Origin of the sequence: Eisenbergiella tayi (assembly GCF_001881565.1) — a bacterium.
GTDB classification, from domain to species: Bacteria; Bacillota; Clostridia; order Lachnospirales; family Lachnospiraceae; genus Eisenbergiella; species Eisenbergiella tayi.
In genome coordinates this window covers 166,359-182,634 of record NZ_MPDJ01000005.1, presented here as the reverse complement: position 1 = coordinate 182,634, position 16,276 = coordinate 166,359, and the positions used below count along the sequence as shown (strand labels likewise).

Sequence of the window (16,276 nt, the reverse complement as noted above, 5' to 3'; positions counted from 1 at the left end):
TACGGAAGCATGACGTTATAAGGTCATGTTTTTTTTATTCCCATAAACAGCCGCCAAAGCCCTGCGGATGATAGGTTCGCTGTCCGTAAGGGCCGGTGTGGTGGCTGTCGCGGGGAAATTAACCGTCCCTTTTGGGGAATCTGTCTGTAATCACAGTTCGCAGAAGCAGTATGTCCGTTTCGGGGCAGATACTTTTGCGGGCTTTTTTATTGCACAACGAAAACATGCAGGAAAAGGAAAGGAGCTGTCAATGAATATCATTGAAACCACTCAATTAACAAAAACATTCAAACGCTACAAAAAACAGGAAGGCCTGTCAGGCAGTATAAAAGGCCTGTTCCACAGGGAATATGAAGAAAAAGAGGCGGTAAAAGGCATGGATTTTGCCGTGGAAGAGGGCGGGTTTATCGGCCTGATTGGCCCTAACGGGGCAGGAAAAACCACTCTCGTTAAAATGCTTACGGGCATCATTGCCCCCACCTCCGGTGAAATCAACGTGATGGGTTATTATCCCAATAAGCTGGAGAATGATTTTAAAAGGCAGTATGCCGTAGTAATGGGGCAGAAGAGCCAGCTTTTCTTTGAACTGACCACAGAGGATACGTTGCATTTGTTTAAACAGATTTATGGTCTTTCGGATCGGCAGTATCAGGAAAACAAGGAGTACTTTGTGGAGCTGTTCGGGGTCAAGGAACTGATGGATGTGCAGGTACGCACCCTGTCCCTGGGAGAAAGGATGAAAATGGAACTGATTGTGGCTTTGCTGCACAATCCCAGAATCCTTTTCCTGGATGAGCCTACCATAGGCCTGGATGCAGTGGCAGGCAAACAGGTGCGGAAATTCCTGAAGGAGGTGAATGAGGAAAGAGGGACAACTATCCTTCTGACTTCCCATTACATGGAGGATATCAAATCCCTCTGCAGCCGCTGTATGGTAGTGAACCATGGAAGCAAAATCTACGACGGCTCTACGGAACAGCTTTTTGACCGGTATCAGAAAAATAAAAAGATTACTCTGAGCTTCGATAACCCTACTCAGTTTACCCATAAAGAGAACGGCTGGAGGGTATTGGAGGACACCCCGTATAAAAAGGTGTTCGAAGTTCCTAAGGAAAAGTCGGGAGAATGCCTGGGAGCCCTTCTGGAACTGGCCCCGGTGGATGTGACGATCGAAGAGGAAGAAATCGGAAAGGTGGTGGAACGGATTTACCGGGAGGGAGGGAACTCCCTCTGCTCATCCGGGGGATCGCATTTTGCTTCGCAAACAAGGAGGGATTCCAATGCGTAAATACACGGAAACAGCCTTAATTTATTTCAAAGCCCAGCTTATCTGGCGGGCAGATACCGTATTCAATATGCTGTTTACTGTTACCAAAATTATATTTGCCTATGTTTTGTGGGGCGCAATTTTTGAAGGAAAGGAAATGATCGCCGGTTTCACTTTTCACAGTATGCTTTCCTATTACATTATCAGTTCCTTTTTGTCCCAGATAGAAATGTCGGGCGGAATCAGCAGGGAGATCAGCTCCAGGATCCGGAATGGCACATTTTCCAAATATATGGTAATTCCGGTGAATATAGAAAAATATTTTCTGGCCATGGAAACGGGGGTGGTTGCCTTTCATCTGCTGTTCGATTTTCTTGCCGCTGTGGTGTGGATATTTATTTTCCGGATACGATTTGCTTTTACAAGGGATATTTTTACAATTGCCTGCGCGGTACTTATGGTAATTCTGGGCCTGATTTTTATGGTACAGCTCAATTACTATCTGGGACTTCTGACCCTGCGGTTTGAAGAAATAAATACATTCCTGATGATAAAAGATAATCTGATTTCTCTGATAACAGGAACTATCGTTCCGCTGACGCTGCTTCCGGAGGGTATGATAGCCTGGATGCGTGTGCTTCCCTTTTATTATGTGACCTACCTGCCCTCCATGCTGTTTACCGGACGCTGCAGGAATGAGGCGCTGCGGGGTGTTCTTGTGCTGGCATTGTGGTGCATTTTTATGGAACTGTTAAACCGCAGAACCTATCAAAAATACAGACTGAGATATGACGGAGTGGGAATATGAAGGATAAAATACAAAATAATCTGAAATTTGTTTGTGAGCTGATAGGTTTGCGTTTCCAGCATTTGATGATGTTCCGGCTGGGCTTCTGGGGTCCGTTTTTCGTGGACGGCAGTTTGTTCCTGGTGGAATTGATGGTATTTCAGGCGATTTATGCCAATGTGGAAACCATTGGCCCCTGGGGAAAAGGGGAGATGGTTATCTTTATCGGAACTTTTTCCCTGGTAAATGCGGTAAATATGGTGGTTTACTTTTTTGGGGTGAATAATATTTCCGATAAAATCAGAAACGGCGATATCGATTTATATCTGACCAAGCCGGTCAGCCCTCTTCTGCGTCTGTCCTTTGAACAGGTGAATCCGGGTTCCCTGCCGCTGGTGCTCCTGAGCATATGTATTCTGTGGTACGGCGTCGGCCTGTGCGGTATTAAGGTGACGCCGCAGCTTGCCGCCGGATATGCCGCCTGGGTAATTCTGATGATTATTCTGTGGTATGAAATGGAGGTCATCATCCGATCACTTACCTTTTTTGTCGTTTCAACCAATAATATCACACGTCTGGAGGAGGCGGGGATTGATTTGTGTATGAAAATACCCGGCGTAGTTTTCCGGGGGATTTATAAGCTTTTGTTTTATCTTATCCTTCCTTATGGAATTATCGCTACCTTTCCTACCTTGTATATAAGCGGGGAAGGCTCTGTGAAAATGTGGGTTTATGGTATTGGCGTAGTTACAGGTTTTGGATTCCTGACGGCATTTTTGTGGAAAACAGGGCTGAAAAGATATAACAGTGTGAGTTCGTGAAAAAATGGAACCTCAATTGTAAATCGAAATGCAACCCTTCCAGAATGACCGACATTATATCCCGCATGATTGCATTCACTTCGGTACCGTCTTTGATTTTCACATCATTCTGTTTTTAGTAGCCTTTCATGAGCTTCCGCGTAGTTGATTGTTCTTTTCTCCGAAGATCATTGGAAACCATAAAAATCAAAAAAAGGAAGGCGCAAGTGTAACTGCCGCCTTCCTTTCTCTTAATTTTCACTGATTACCTCAGTCTCTTCCGGAGAACTGATTTTTCTTCTTTCAATCATGTCCAAACTATTATAATAATATATCCATCCATTTAGGACATCGAATTTATCTATCTTATCCTTTAACGTATGTATGTTTTCAAATTCGCCGCTTTGAAAATTTATTCGGCTTATATACCATTCCCCATCTTTTTCTAATATGCCATATAAATTTTCTTCATCATAATTTATAAACGAAAAGCTGCCGTTTTCACTTCCCCATAACTTCTTCTTTTTTTCTCCTTTATGGGAAAGAAGATAAATATCGCCGTGCTTCTCAGCATCATAATACACAATTCCCCATGGTGTTACCATGCAAGAGTCAAAAAAATCCGTAAGTTCTAAAGATATCCCCCTGCCGTTTTCAAACCCGATGCTGACCAAAGTTCTTATATTAATGCCGGACTGATTTGAATTCCACCACGAATAGTATTCTTTTCCATAAGTTTTCCTGGATAAGCACGGATCAATATCACTTCTGGATAAACTCATATCAAAATCACTATCCGGATTCTCTAATTTTTTTTCATATAACTTATTTTCGGATTCATATCGGTAGTTTTCTTCCATACTCAGTACTTCTTTAACATTACCTTCCATATCCAATACAAGCCCTTCTACATATCCGCTTTGGTAAGAGAGATATATTTGACTGCCTGTATCTCTTTTTTCAGCGGTAATTTTCAGGATGATATCTTCTCCTTCATAAACATCTGATATCTGTTCATTTTCCGTAGAAAGCTTTTTTACCTCGTTCCCCACAGAATAAAACAAATCATCGTCAAGAAAATCGCCAATACCAATAACATTTCCCCAATCCAACCGCACCCACTTTGAGGAACCATCCCGTTGCTCGAATAAGCCTCTGTTCGTAGCTGTATAAGTGGTACCATCCAAGTATCGAACATAGGATTGGTAAGAATGGTTAGGGGTATATGAATATTCCGGATCATCAAATACTGATGACATGAAATTTGAATCTTCCTGCATAGTTTCTATCTGAGAGATGGATTCTATTTGGCTTTCATGTTCTAATGACTCTGCTGCATTACATCCTGTAACAGAAAATGAAACCATCATAATCACTAGCAATAATACTGAAGATTGTTTTTTCATTGTTTTCTCCTCTAACTTTCTTGGTGCTTTATAACCAGATTCTAAGATCCTATAATTTTTTGCAAAATTTATTTTGTTAAGACCTATTTTATCATATAATCCCGCCTGAATTGTAATTCAAGATTCCATACCCAGGATCTTGAATGGGACTTATAGTTATATTACATGGGAAAAGAGAAGGGTATGGATTCTCTTTTGCAAAGATTGAGACTGACTGGAAAGTTGGTCTCCTTTTCTGCTATACTTTGATCTCTGGCAGCCGGAAAGGAGTCGCCATGTCAAAGTTTTTATCATACGAAGATCGTCTGATTATATCTCAGCGTATTCAGGAAAACGCCTCTTTTGGGGCTATTGCAAAGGAACTGGGAAAAGACCGTACAACGATTGCCAAGGAGATCCGGAAATATTCCTATGACAAGAAAAGCGGACGTCCTGGATACCCCTATAATCCATGTAAGTACCGCAATTCATGTAAAGCTAAAAAAATCTGCGGTGCGAATGGATGCTCGCATCAGTCAGTCTATAAATGCAGCCTGTGCTCGGAATGTACCTTCCCTTGCCCTGATTTTGAAGAGGACATCTGTTCTGTTAAGAGGAAACCACCTTACGTTTGCAACGGCTGCCGGGAACTCCCCCGATGCACCCTTTTAAAGAGGATTTATGATCCTGCGGACGCACATGAAATGGCGCACAAGACTATTTCTGAATCAAGGACAGGGATTCTGTCAAATGAATCCGATATAGCCAGGATCAATAAGCTCATTACTCCGCTTGTTAAAAACGGGCAGTCCCTCCATCAAATTTATACGGAGCATGTCGATGAGCTGATGTGCAGTGAAAAGACGTTATATAATTATGTGGACGCTCAGCTTTTTGAGATCAGGAATATCGATCTGCCACGCAAGGTAAAGTATCGTCCCCGATACAAACAGCCAGAATTTAAAGTAGACAGGGGGTGCCGTCTGGGACGCAGTTATTCGGATTTCCCAAAATTTCTTGAAAAAGAACCGGAGACAACCTTCGTGCAAATGGATAGCGTCATCGGAAAACCCGGGGGAAAATGCCTGCTTACGGTTCATTTTGTAGAGAACAGTTTTATGCTCGCTTTTCTGAGGGAATCCAATACGGCTGGCTCTGTCATCCACATCTTTCAAGCGCTTGACCGTATTCTTGGGGCAAAGGATTTCAACCGTCTGTTTCCGGTTATACTTACGGATAACGGAAGCGAGTTGTCCTTATCAAAAAGGTGCCTGCGAAGTCAATCATGAACTGATCCGCCGTATCCTGCCGAAGGGAGAAAGCTTTGATGATCTGACCCAGGCTGATATATCCCTGATGATGAACCACATCAACTCTTATAAAAGAAAAAAGCTGAACAACCGTAGCCCATACGATGCGTTCAGCTTTTATTACGGAGAAGATTTGCTTAAGAAACTAGGGTGTTCGCCGGTTGCAGCCGAGAACATCATCTTAAAGCCAAAACTTCTTAAAAAGTAACAAAAATCTTGTGTGAGCTGCCAGAACAAACCAGATCAAAATAAAGGTAAAACGGGATGGATTCTCCGAATACAAAAATTTCGAACGGGAATTGATTCTTGATTGTCATACACAAGATCCTGCTGTACGCATTATAACATATCAAGGAATAAATGAAAATACGGGAAACTCGCTTGCAAAAGGAGAATTCCGTTTACAAAACGGGAAACTCACTTACAAAACAGGATTTTCATTTACAATACGGGAATCCTGGATTGCAAACGGGACTCTCGGGCTGCTATTTACCGTTGAAAAAATGAACCGGGTTGCTATTTACCATCATAAAAAATATAGTATATAAATTGTAAAATATAGTTGATATTTAGAAAAATATATTATATTATGCGTATATAAGAAGGTACCCCCGGTAGATAGCAGCCCGAGAGGGTATTTACAAGGGGCCTTCCCTGTTCCTGCCGTCCCGGCAGAAAAGAATCAGCTTTCAGCAAATAACCAATAACATAAGGAATGGAGGAGTATGACAGATGCAGATCAAATTAACCGCAGCAGAAAAAAAGCAGCTCTGGATTTTTCTTGCAGTTGCCTTTGGCATGCCCATAATAATGGGGATCCTGATGGGTATCAGCTTTTACAGAGGGAATGATGTGAGTGTGTTCCCCAACGCACAGATGTACTATCCGGCAGCAGGTGTGATGCTTGCCTATATTTTAACCCGGAAAAAAGAAGAAAAGCTGCCAATGAAGTTTTATGTGAGCTTTATAATCCTTACAGGCATTATGACGGTGACAGCCATAATCAGTATGATACTTCCGGAGATACCGTTTGTTATGATAATCCAGTATATTATCATTATCGGAAGCCTGCTCTTATGGATCCCCTTTTTAATGGATAAAAAAGAAGTCAGAAGAAATTACGGTCTCAGTCTTGGCGACGGTCAGAAAAGAAGGCCATGGCTTTATGTCCTCCTTTTCCTCGTACTGTATTTCCTGCGTATCTTTTTAAGCTATGCGATTGCCGGGCAGCCGGGAGAATTCCTTAAACTATTCCAAAATTCATATGTATGGATAAATATGATGGCCCTTCCCATTAATTTCTTCCTTGTTTTCACAGCCTTTTTCGGAGAGGAATACGGATGGCGCGGATTCCTGCAGCCGATGCTTCAGAAGAGATTCGGCAAGAGGGCAGGAGTGCTGCTGCTTGGCATCATGTGGGGATTCTGGCATCTCCCTATCAACATGTTTTATTACAGCCCGGATACCTGGCTGCAGAGTGTCGTCAGCCAGGTGCTCACCTGCACGGGACTTGCCATATTCTTCGGCTATGTGCAGATGAAGACCCGCAATATCTGGGTGCCCGTTATCATGCATTATCTGAATAATAATTTAATCGCCGTAGTGGCAGGAAGCGCCGATGTTATCAGCGGCCAGGTAATTGCCTGGGGAGATGTGCTCATTCTTCTGGTACTGATCGCCGTTTTATTTGCTCCCTTTATTTTTTCGAAGGCATATGGGAAAGAAGCACCGCAGGAGCAGAAAATAACGGAAGAATATACGGAATTGTAATTCGGAAATAAAGGAGGAATCCGGGTGAAGAATAAAAGAATGAAAATCGCCCGTATCGAAAAGGATTTTTCCCAGGAACAGCTGGCGGAGACGGTTGGAGTAACGAGACAGACCATCGGGATGATAGAGGCAGGAAAATTTAATCCGTCTCTGCAGCTGTGTATCGGAATCTGCAGGGCGTTGGGAAAAACCCTCGATGAGCTTTTTTGGGAGGAGGAAGACGAGGAATGAAGGAAGAAATAAAGTGGTGTGCCATAGGGGATTCTTTTACCTATCTGAATGATCATCTTGATGAAACGGACAATCGCGTGAAAAAGGGATATCTCACCCGAACCTGTGAATATTTTTCCAATTTATCCGTTGTCAATATCGGTATGAACGGTTCGTCCACGCCGGACTGGGTAAATGCAGAGCTGCCGGAAGCTGATTTATATACGGTTCTTCTGGGAACCAATGACTGGCACGGCGGCGTCCCTTTGGGCAGAAGGGAAGATTTTGTGCAGAAAAAGGAAGGAACCATATTGGGAAATATGGGTATCCTGATTTCCCATATCCGGCAGAAGGCCCCGAATGCGGCGCTTCTGGTTATGAATCCGGTGGAACGGGGGGATTTCGTCTATATTCTGGATCCCTTTAACAATGCCCTCGGCAGTTATATGCCCGACCAGGGGCAATGGCTTTCGGACATTGCAGAGGGCATCTATGAAACCTGCTGTGAGGAAGGAATTCCAGCTTTGAATCTGCATGATTTATCGGGCATTACTCCGGAAAATGTGGTTCGTTTCAAATGGGTGAAAACACAGGACGGCTATCGGAAGCTGCCCTATCCGGAGTATACGAAGATACCGGTCCGATTCGGGGAAGATGAATATCCCTATCCGGAGGAAGCGGCTGATTTTACCTACGATGGCCTTCATCCCTCCGATAAAGGGAATGAGGTGATAGCATCCCTGCTCGCGGCAAAGCTGGAAGAACTGCTGGGGGGCAGGCTCATCCGGAAAGAGGATTGAGTGTATTTCGACATCATGATACATAAAACAAATCATAAATGATCGGAAAAAGAAAAGGAGAGAAGCTATGGGGATTATCGAGAAAATGAGACTGGATGGGAAAAAGGGTTTTGTAACCGGGGCCGCACGAGGGATCGGAAAATGTACGGCATCGGCATTTGCTGAAGCGGGCGCCGATATTGCCATCGTGGACATTGACATTGACGAAGCGGAAAAGACCGCAAAGGAAATTGCGGAGAAAACAGGCAGAAAAGTAATCGCCATTAAGACAGACTGTACTGATAAGGAGCAGGTGGATGCAATGGTGCAGCAGGTGGTCAAAGAATTGGGAGGGCTTGATTTCTGTCATAACAACGCGGGCATCTGCATCAACGCGCCGGCGGAAGAGATGACTTATGACCAGTGGCTGAAGGTTATCAATGTTAATCTGAACGGCATCTTTTTAACCGATATTGCGGCGGGAAAATATATGCTGGCCAATGGCGGAGGCTCCATCATCAATACCGCCTCCATGTCGGCGCACATCGTAAACGTGCCGCAGCCGCAGTGTGCATATAACGCCTCCAAAGCGGCCGTTGTCCAGCTGACCAAATCCCTGGCGGTGGAATGGGCAAAACGGGGCGTCCGGGTTAACAGTATCAGTCCGGGATATATCGGAACGGAGCTGACGCTGAATTCCCCGACACTGGTGCCTCTGATTGAAAAGTGGAACGAGATGGCGCCGCTCGGCAGAATGGGAAAGCCGGAAGAGCTGGAATCCATCTGTGTATATCTGGCAGGTGATACGAGTACCTTTACCACGGGTTCTGATTTTATTATCGACGGCGCATTTACCTGCTTCTGAAAGGAGAATACAAATGACAGAACGTCCGGACTTATCAGCAAAACTGGATGCAGCAACCTTCCGCAGCTACTATTACCTGAAAGAAGAGCTGGTTTCCTTCTGCAGGGAGAACGGCCTGCCCGCCTCCGGCGGCAAGGAGGAAATTACAGAAAGAATCGCCTGTTACCTTGATACGGGAAGAATAACCCCTGTAAAAAAAGTATCCAAATCCAGGAAAGAGGTGGGAGTAATTACGGAACAGACAATTATTGAACCTGATTTTGTTTGTTCGGAAAAACACCGTGCTTTTTTCAAAGAAAAAATTGGAAACAGCTTTTCTTTTCCGGTAGCCTTTCAGAAATGGCTTAAATCCAATTCCGGAAAGACCTATGCCCAGGCGATAGAAGCTTATTATCAGATTCTGGAGGAAAAGAAAAAGGGAAAGACGGTTATTGACAGGCAGTTTGAGTATAATACCTATATCAGGGATTTTTTTGAGGCGAATCCCGGCAAGACCCTGCAGCAGGCGATTGCCTGCTGGAAATATAAAAAAGCCTTGCCTGGCCATAACCGCTATGAAGATGCGGATTTAACCGCAGTCAAGGATTTATAGGGACGGCAGCGTCTGCTTTTTTATCTGTACCCCGGTGTAAGTTAGGGGTTGACACCCTATGCCTGCAGTGCTAATATAAGAAAAATTAATCGCAGGTATGTGTATGCTTCATACCGGAAAGGCAAATGTTATGCTGAATGTTGTAATCAGTAAACTTTACGGGGACGACGATCGGCGGCGTTTGTATCGGCGGATGTTATAGGGACTATCCCGATAGTTCCCTGGCATCACAGGTACAAACGCTTTCCGTGTTGTACCTGTGTGGCATAGATTTCAGAAATAAGAGTCCACACTGGTAATCAGGTTACCTTTGCGGGCTCTTTTTGATCGTTTTTTCCGGATATCCATTCGGGCAGGCTGAATACCTGTCCGTAAAAGCCGGATAGCGGATTGTCCTGTACCGGGAACCTGACAGTTGGTATCTCTCAGGGAAAGGATGTGGTAAAATGAGACATAAAGACGATGTCCAGATGGATTTTAGTTCTCCTTACAAAAGCGGTACTGAAAAATAAGGATCGAAGGATCTTGTCACCCCGGAAAGCTTCCGTTATACCGGAAGCGGCAGAAAAAGCCGGCCGCCTGCTTCATGCAGCTTTTACCGGCTGTCAGCATTTCCGGGCAGAAAAAAGGAGAAGAATTCATGATGACAGCATTTGAAACCATACAGGCAGAAACAGTCCCAACAGATAATGAAAACAATTTTCCGGCAGAAGGCCGGCTGCAGGAGGGCCTGAACCAGGAAATCACAATCCACGGAAGCGTTCATAAAATCCGTAAGATGAGCGGCTTTTCCTTCCTTATCCTCCGGACATCGGATCGTCTGATCCAGTGTGTACTGGATACCGGTAAATGCCGTGTGGAAGGCTCCTTAAAAGAAGAAGCCTGCATACGGGCCAGGGCCCTGGTGGTGGAAGAGCCCCGTTCCAAAACCGGCTGGGAGCTTCACCTGACCGAAATCACGGTACTTTCCGCACCGGAGGAGGAAATGCCCGTGGTGATTAACGGAAAAGGGATTGATGCATCCCTGGAAACACTGCTGGATTACCGCCCCCTCACCCTGCGGAATGAAAAGCAGCGAGCAATTTTCAAAATACAGGAAGGCCTGTGCCGCGGATTCCGTGCTTTTCTGGAAAAGGAAGAATTTACCGAGGTCCATACGCCTAAAATTGTGTACCAGGGCGCAGAAGGGGGAGCGAATATCTTCCGGCTGGATTATTTCGGAAAGGATGCATACCTGGCCCAAAGTCCCCAGTTCTATAAACAGATGATGGTAGGGGTGTATGAAAGAGTATTTGAAATCGGACCGGTTTTCCGGGCGGAAAAGCATGATACGGCAAGGCACCTGAATGAGTATACCAGTGTGGATTTTGAAATGGGATATATCAGCAGTTTCCGGGATATCTGCCGGATGGAAGCCGCCATGATAAAGAGCAGCCTTGCCTATCTTCAGTCCTATTATGAAAAAGAACTGGCTCTGCTTAAGGTACGTATTCCGGAAGTCGGCAGCATTCCCTCCATCCGTTTTCATGAAGCCAAGGATTTGATAGCCGCCCGATATAATCGCCCGCTTTGTGAAAAGAATGATTTCGAGCCGGAGGAAGAGAAGCTGCTCTGCGAAATCGTAAAAAAAGAAACAGGGAGCGACTTTGTCTTTGTCACCCATTATCCAAGCGCCAAAAGACCCTTTTACGCCATGGAAGATAAAGAAAATCCGGAGGTGACATTAAGCTTTGACCTGCTGTTCCGCGGGCTTGAAGTGACCACCGGCGGCCAGCGCATCCACGACTTCCGGCAGCAGCTTGCCAAAATGGAACGGATGGGAATGGATCCTTCCCTTTTTGAAAGCTATTTATGGATCCATAAAGCGGGAATGCCGCTGCACGGGGGCCTGGGACTTGGCCTGGAGCGTTTTACCGCCCGGCTTCTGGAACTGGAGAATGTGCGGCAGGCGGCCCTTTTTCCCAGAGATATACACAGAGTGATGCCCTAATGCTTCATCCGGGCCGGCAGGTTGTGCGGCCCCGGAGCGGGAATTTCAGATAGGAGCAGCGATGGAACGATTGGAGAGTTATCTGCATTTTATCAGAGAGGCGGAGAGGCTGAAAAATGTGCTCCGCACAGCATGGAGCAGTGAGGGAAGACAGGAGAGTACCGCAGAGCATTCCTGGCGTCTTGCCCTGTGTGCCATGACTGCGGCCTGGGAATATCCGGAGCTTGATCGCCTGAAGCTGGTGGAAATGGCCCTTCTCCATGATATGGGAGAATTGTATGAGGGGGATATTTCCGCGGCGCTCCTTCCCGATCCGGAAGAAAAATACCGGATAGAGGAGGAAGCGGTCAACCGCGTGTTTTCCCTGCTTCCGGAACCGCAGAAAAGCCATTTCCTGGGGGTGTGGAAAGAATACAATGAAGAATCCACGCCGGAAGCAAAGCTGATAAAAGCTCTTGATAAGGCGGAAACCATTATTCAGCATAACCAGGGGAAAAATCCGCCGGATTTTGATTATGAATTTAACCTGGAATATGGGAAAAAGTATTTTCAGGAGGATGAGAAGCTCCTTCGTCTGAGAGAAAAAATCGATGAGGATACCGAAAATAGAATGAAGGAATAACAGGAAACAGGCAGGAAACGTATGCTTACGTATTCCTGCCTGCTTTTTCGTGTGCGCCGGCGGCGGATATTTCCAGAGATTTTTCATATTCGCTGGGCGTCATTCCCATATACCGTTTGAAAACTTTGGCAAAATAATAGGCATTTTCAAAGCTCAGACGGCAGGAAATTTCACTGATGAGATATTTCCGTTCCTGAATCAGCCGGCATGCATGCTCCACCTTCGCCTGATTTATGAAGCTGACAAAGCTCTGGCTGTATTGCTTTTTGAACAGGGTGGACAGATACCCCGGGGAAATGCATACCTCGTCGGCCACATCCTGAAGGCTGAGGCGGTCTTCGATATGGCTGAGTACATACTGCCTTGCCTTTTCCACAGGCTCCGATTTTAAGTTGGCTTCCTGCCAGATGATTTCTGTCAGGGAATTTTTGAGCTTTTCAATCCATCCGACGACCTGACGGCGTGTCATGAGATTTTCAATTTCCGCATAGCCGGTGGTATCGTTAAGGCTGCTGTCCTGGAGTGCTTTTGCGGCGCATCGGTATAATTCATTGCACAGCCATATCGCCTGGCTTTTTTGGTGAGTGGTTTCCTGAATCCTTCGTATGGCCCGATCCAACAGCAGAGTGCAGCCGGTGAGGTTCTTCGCATTCAGCTCGTTTTCCAGCTGGGAACCGATGCCGGCGAGCCCCAGCGGTTCAAACACGGCCGGTTCTCCGGATAGATTCCGGGAAGAAGTGAGCTCATCCAGGTAAAAATACTGAATCAGGCTGAAATATTCATTCCGACAGGCTGAAAGCTGTTCTTTTCCGTAAAAACAGCCGGTGACCAGGATGGAAGGCAGGGCCTGGGTGATATTCCGGGAAGCGGAAGAGAACTTGGAGGAAAACAGGGCCATGCGGGATTCCCATTCCTTCCCCTGATGCCAGACAAACAGAGTGAGACAGTCCGTCTGACCGGTGGAGATAAAAAGGCAGGAGGAGCCGAAAACCGTCTCACACAGACGCGTCGCCAGTTCCTTTTCCCACGCGGTAAGATCCCTGCGGGCCTCCGCATCCAGTCTTTCCGCGTTGGGAACCTCACTGTAATCAAAAGGAATGTACACCAGTCCATAGCCCTCCAGCATATGATTTTTATCAAGCACCTCTCCGGCTCGCTTCAGAGCTTCTTCGTCCGGTGAAAAAAGGATTTCCAGGCAGGCATCCCGGACAAGTTCCCTTGCTTTTTTTTCATCATAAAAATGCATCCGATCCGCTTCTGCCAGCTTACTGCGCCGTTCATATTCCTTTTTTGCCTTCTGCAGGCTTTCCTCCAGGGCCGGGGCCTCCAGCTGCACCTTCAGCAGATAATCGGCGGCACGGTAACGGATGGCGTCCCGGGCCAGGTCAAATTCCTGAAGATTGGTGAGCATCACAAAGACGATGGAAGGAAATTCTTCATTGCATATTTTAAGCAGCTCCATCCCGTTCAGGACGGGCATGTTAATATCACATAAAACGATGTCCGGCGGACAGGAACGGATTTTTTCCAGGGCATCCCTTCCGTTTCTCGCCGTATCCATGATGGCACAGTCATTTTTTTCCCAGTCAATTAAGAATTTGATTCCGGACAAGATAATGGTTTCATCATCCACGATTAAACAATTGTACATAATTGCTCCTCTCCATATTTCCTCAGTCCCGCTCCAGCGGGATATGTATGGTAACCCGGGTGAATTCCCCGGGCATGCTGTCGTACAGAAGCCCGTACTGCGACCCGTAATTTAGCTTCAGGCGGGCGTCAACATTGGCGACGCCTATTCCGCTGAGGGAATCCTTGTTGCTGTTTTTCAGGCTTTCCTTCAGAGACTGCAGCTTCTCAGGAGTCATGCCGGCGCCGTTGTCCTCTATGGTCAGATACAGGCCTTCGCCGTCCGACCGGGCGCGGATGTCGATTTCCCCGAATTCTCCGGTCGGTTCAATGCCGTGGAAAACGGCATTTTCCACAATCGGCTGCAGAGTGAACTTGATGATTTTACAGGAAAGAAATTCCTCCGGTATATCATAATGAATGTCAAATACCTCCACATACCGCACCTTCTGGATATGGACATAGTCCTGTACCAGGGAAAGCTCCTCCTGAAGCGTTATTTTATCCCCGACGCCTTTAGCCACGTTGCGCAGGAGGTTTTCCAGGGCCCTGGTGGTAAGCTCGATATTTTTACTCTTCTGGATGACTGCCATCCAGCGGATGGAATCCAGGGTATTATAAAGGAAATGGGGATTGATCTGGCTCTGCAGCAGAGATATTTCAATGTTCTTACGCTGCTCGAACATTTTTTCCATTTCCGTCAGAAGCTCCTGGATGTGCAGCGCCATATGATTGACGGCATGGCCGATTTCACCGATTTCATCGGAAGAGGTTACGATGTCCGGATTATAGGAAAAATCATCGGTTTCGGAGATTTTGCGGATATGGGCGGTCAGCACATGGATGGGCTTTGTAATTCTGGTGCTCACAATACGGGTGATAATCAGCCCGGCGCTTATAGTAGTGATCAGGATAATGCCGAGCAGGTAAAGGATATACAGGTTATCCCCGGCAAACAGGGTTTTGTCACTGAGTATGCACAGATAAATCCCGAACTCCGGGATACGGCAGGAAGACAGTTCATATTTTCGTCCGCCTGTCTGCAGGGTGATGCCGTCTGTCAGATCGGAAAGCTCCCCGTAAAAATCAGCGGAAGGCGTAAAAGAGGAATAAAATATGCTCCGGTCTTCGTTAGTGATGAAAATCTGCTGCAGATCCTGGTAAGGGGCCAGCGGGCTTTTCAGAAGCTCCGGTTTGATTTCCATATAAAGATAATAACCGTCGGAAACGGAAAGAGGGTACAGGCAGGCCAGGATGATGGAATCCTTATCGGTTGAAGAGGTGAGAGCGGAAGCGGATACGTTGGGAATGGCAGAGCGCCAGGAATAAACGGGCGTTCCGGTTCCGTTCTGAAAACAGGCGGCGGCATATTCCTGCAGCTGCTCGGTTTCGGAAATATTATGTCCTCTTGATGCGGAGGCAGTGATACAGATATTATCCGAATTAAAAATGGCAAGGCGGGTGGCATACAGGGTGAGTGAGCTGGAAGAAAGATAGCTGTCCAGCGCTTCCTGGGCCTTCAGGCACATCCGCTTGGCAGAAACGTTATTCAGAGTATGGTAGCCCAGCGCCTGTGTGATATTCTGGTTGCTTGCGCACAGGGCTCCCAGGGTATTCAGTTCACCAATATATCCGTTGAGCTGATTTCGGATTGTGATCAGATACTGCTCATTCGTCTGCCTTGCCCGCTCCGAAAGCCGGCTTCCCAGCAGAGCGGAGATGACCAGGCTGCTCACCAGAGTAAAGGAAACGATACAAATACACATGGCGAATAGAATTTTTATGGTTATGCTGTCTTTTAGCTTATTCTTCATGAAAAGACTCCCGTTGCTGTTTCCTGTTATTGTGTGTAAATGTGTATCCCGCTCTCCACCTGCTGCGGCTGCGTTCCCTTGCCGATCGGGGCCTCCCTTCTCTCTGCCGCAGGCTCCGGCCATGCAGAGGTCCTTAAAGGGGACGCTCTCGCTCGGATAAATACGCAGCGGTACTAAGGTTGTAAAGGACACAACCTAAGGACCGGCGTATTTATACGCCCCTTACAGGATCCTCTGCATGGCCGGAGCCTGCGGCAGAGAGAAGGGAGACCCGGTTCGGCAAGGGAACGTAGCCGCAGCAGGCGGAGAGCGGGATACACATTTACAATTATATCATATATCTAAAAGAGAAGGCGTATAGTTGTGTGTTTTTCGAAAAAATTATTACATTCGAAAATAGTATTAGTGCATTTTGCCCTGAAAACGTTATTTTTTAAAAAATTATTATTTATTAGT

13 protein-coding genes and 1 pseudogene are annotated in these 16,276 nt (G+C 46.2%); 11 read left to right on the top strand and 3 right to left on the bottom strand.

From position 1 onward, the window contains the following. Positions 1 to 250: 250 nt before the first annotated feature. The 3 genes from BLA28_RS18990 to BLA28_RS18980 are packed head-to-tail and all read left to right on the top strand — an operon-like array spanning position 251 to position 2,875. Positions 251 to 1,288 (top strand): ABC transporter ATP-binding protein, encoded by a 1,038-nt coding sequence (locus tag BLA28_RS18990; protein ID WP_071699481.1) that lies wholly within the window; start codon positions 251 to 253, stop codon positions 1,286 to 1,288. Beyond that, positions 1,281 to 2,075 carry an ABC transporter permease gene (locus BLA28_RS18985; RefSeq protein ID WP_069157605.1) on the top strand — a complete coding sequence of 265 codons (795 nt, stop codon included), beginning with the start codon at positions 1,281 to 1,283 and terminating at the stop codon, positions 2,073 to 2,075. The genes BLA28_RS18990 and BLA28_RS18985 overlap by 8 nt, the downstream gene beginning before the upstream one ends. Then, positions 2,072 to 2,875, top strand: a complete 804-nt coding sequence (locus tag BLA28_RS18980; RefSeq protein ID WP_081330016.1) for an ABC transporter permease — start codon at positions 2,072 to 2,074, stop codon at positions 2,873 to 2,875. The genes BLA28_RS18985 and BLA28_RS18980 overlap by 4 nt, the downstream gene beginning before the upstream one ends. Positions 2,876 to 3,105: 230 nt before the next feature. Here the strand turns inward: BLA28_RS18980 and BLA28_RS18970 are convergent, their stop codons facing one another. Then, a complete protein-coding gene (locus tag BLA28_RS18970; protein WP_141702934.1) occupies positions 3,106 to 4,260 on the bottom strand; it encodes a hypothetical protein in 1,155 nt (384 codons plus the stop codon). Between the two features lie 275 nt (positions 4,261 to 4,535). Here BLA28_RS18970 and BLA28_RS18965 point away from each other — a divergent pair. The 8 genes and pseudogenes from BLA28_RS18965 (at position 4,536) to BLA28_RS18925 (ending at position 12,377) form a co-directional block, all read left to right on the top strand. After that, positions 4,536 to 5,757: pseudogene (locus BLA28_RS18965) on the top strand (transposase). Between the two features lie 524 nt (positions 5,758 to 6,281). Beyond that, entirely contained in the window at positions 6,282 to 7,319 is a 1,038-nt protein-coding gene (locus tag BLA28_RS18960) for a CPBP family intramembrane glutamic endopeptidase (RefSeq protein ID WP_069157603.1), read from the top strand. 24 nt (positions 7,320 to 7,343) lie between these two features. Continuing rightward, a complete protein-coding gene (locus tag BLA28_RS18955) occupies positions 7,344 to 7,550 on the top strand; it encodes a helix-turn-helix transcriptional regulator (protein ID WP_069157602.1) in 207 nt (68 codons plus the stop codon). Then, positions 7,547 to 8,329, top strand: a complete 783-nt coding sequence (locus BLA28_RS18950) for an SGNH/GDSL hydrolase family protein (RefSeq protein WP_069157601.1) — start codon at positions 7,547 to 7,549, stop codon at positions 8,327 to 8,329. The genes BLA28_RS18955 and BLA28_RS18950 overlap by 4 nt, the downstream gene beginning before the upstream one ends. A 67-nt stretch (positions 8,330 to 8,396) precedes the next feature. Beyond that, complete coding sequence (locus BLA28_RS18945) at positions 8,397 to 9,173, top strand: SDR family oxidoreductase (protein WP_069151044.1); 777 nt, start codon at positions 8,397 to 8,399, stop codon at positions 9,171 to 9,173. Between the two features lie 13 nt (positions 9,174 to 9,186). Beyond that, positions 9,187 to 9,765, top strand: coding sequence for a DUF6434 domain-containing protein (locus BLA28_RS18940; protein ID WP_069157600.1), 579 nt, complete (start codon positions 9,187 to 9,189; stop codon positions 9,763 to 9,765). A 640-nt stretch (positions 9,766 to 10,405) separates the two neighbouring features. After that, positions 10,406 to 11,755 carry an aspartate--tRNA(Asn) ligase gene (gene aspS, locus BLA28_RS18930; RefSeq protein WP_069157599.1) on the top strand — a complete coding sequence of 450 codons (1,350 nt, stop codon included), beginning with the start codon at positions 10,406 to 10,408 and terminating at the stop codon, positions 11,753 to 11,755. A 61-nt stretch (positions 11,756 to 11,816) separates the two neighbouring features. Continuing rightward, positions 11,817 to 12,377, top strand: a complete 561-nt coding sequence (locus BLA28_RS18925; RefSeq protein WP_025482681.1) for an HD domain-containing protein — start codon at positions 11,817 to 11,819, stop codon at positions 12,375 to 12,377. Positions 12,378 to 12,402: 25 nt separating this feature from the next. Here BLA28_RS18925 and BLA28_RS18920 read toward each other — a convergent pair whose 3' ends face one another. Both BLA28_RS18920 and BLA28_RS18915 read right to left on the bottom strand, forming a co-directional pair. Further along, entirely contained in the window at positions 12,403 to 14,028 is a 1,626-nt protein-coding gene (locus BLA28_RS18920) for a response regulator transcription factor (protein WP_069157598.1), read from the bottom strand. Positions 14,029 to 14,050: 22 nt separating this feature from the next. Then, complete coding sequence (locus BLA28_RS18915) at positions 14,051 to 15,820, bottom strand: sensor histidine kinase (protein WP_169897269.1); 1,770 nt, start codon at positions 15,818 to 15,820, stop codon at positions 14,051 to 14,053. Positions 15,821 to 16,276 lie beyond the last annotated feature (456 nt).

What these genes read in the sequence shown, in the direction of transcription:
- BLA28_RS18990 (WP_071699481.1), top strand. Translation starts at nt 251, where the DNA reads ATGAATATCATTGAAACCACTCAATTAACAAAAACATTCAAACGCTAC.
- BLA28_RS18985 (WP_069157605.1), top strand. Translation starts at nt 1,281, where the DNA reads ATGCGTAAATACACGGAAACAGCCTTAATTTATTTCAAAGCCCAGCTT.
- BLA28_RS18980 (WP_081330016.1), top strand. Translation starts at nt 2,072, where the DNA reads ATGAAGGATAAAATACAAAATAATCTGAAATTTGTTTGTGAGCTGATA.
- BLA28_RS18970 (WP_141702934.1), bottom strand. Translation starts at nt 4,260, where the DNA reads ATGAAAAAACAATCTTCAGTATTATTGCTAGTGATTATGATGGTTTCA.
- BLA28_RS18960 (WP_069157603.1), top strand. Translation starts at nt 6,282, where the DNA reads ATGCAGATCAAATTAACCGCAGCAGAAAAAAAGCAGCTCTGGATTTTT.
- BLA28_RS18950 (WP_069157601.1), top strand. Translation starts at nt 7,547, where the DNA reads ATGAAGGAAGAAATAAAGTGGTGTGCCATAGGGGATTCTTTTACCTAT.
- BLA28_RS18945 (WP_069151044.1), top strand. Translation starts at nt 8,397, where the DNA reads ATGGGGATTATCGAGAAAATGAGACTGGATGGGAAAAAGGGTTTTGTA.
- BLA28_RS18940 (WP_069157600.1), top strand. Translation starts at nt 9,187, where the DNA reads ATGACAGAACGTCCGGACTTATCAGCAAAACTGGATGCAGCAACCTTC.
- aspS (WP_069157599.1), top strand. Translation starts at nt 10,406, where the DNA reads ATGATGACAGCATTTGAAACCATACAGGCAGAAACAGTCCCAACAGAT.
- BLA28_RS18925 (WP_025482681.1), top strand. Translation starts at nt 11,817, where the DNA reads ATGGAACGATTGGAGAGTTATCTGCATTTTATCAGAGAGGCGGAGAGG.
- BLA28_RS18920 (WP_069157598.1), bottom strand. Translation starts at nt 14,028, where the DNA reads ATGTACAATTGTTTAATCGTGGATGATGAAACCATTATCTTGTCCGGA.
- BLA28_RS18915 (WP_169897269.1), bottom strand. Translation starts at nt 15,820, where the DNA reads ATGAAGAATAAGCTAAAAGACAGCATAACCATAAAAATTCTATTCGCC.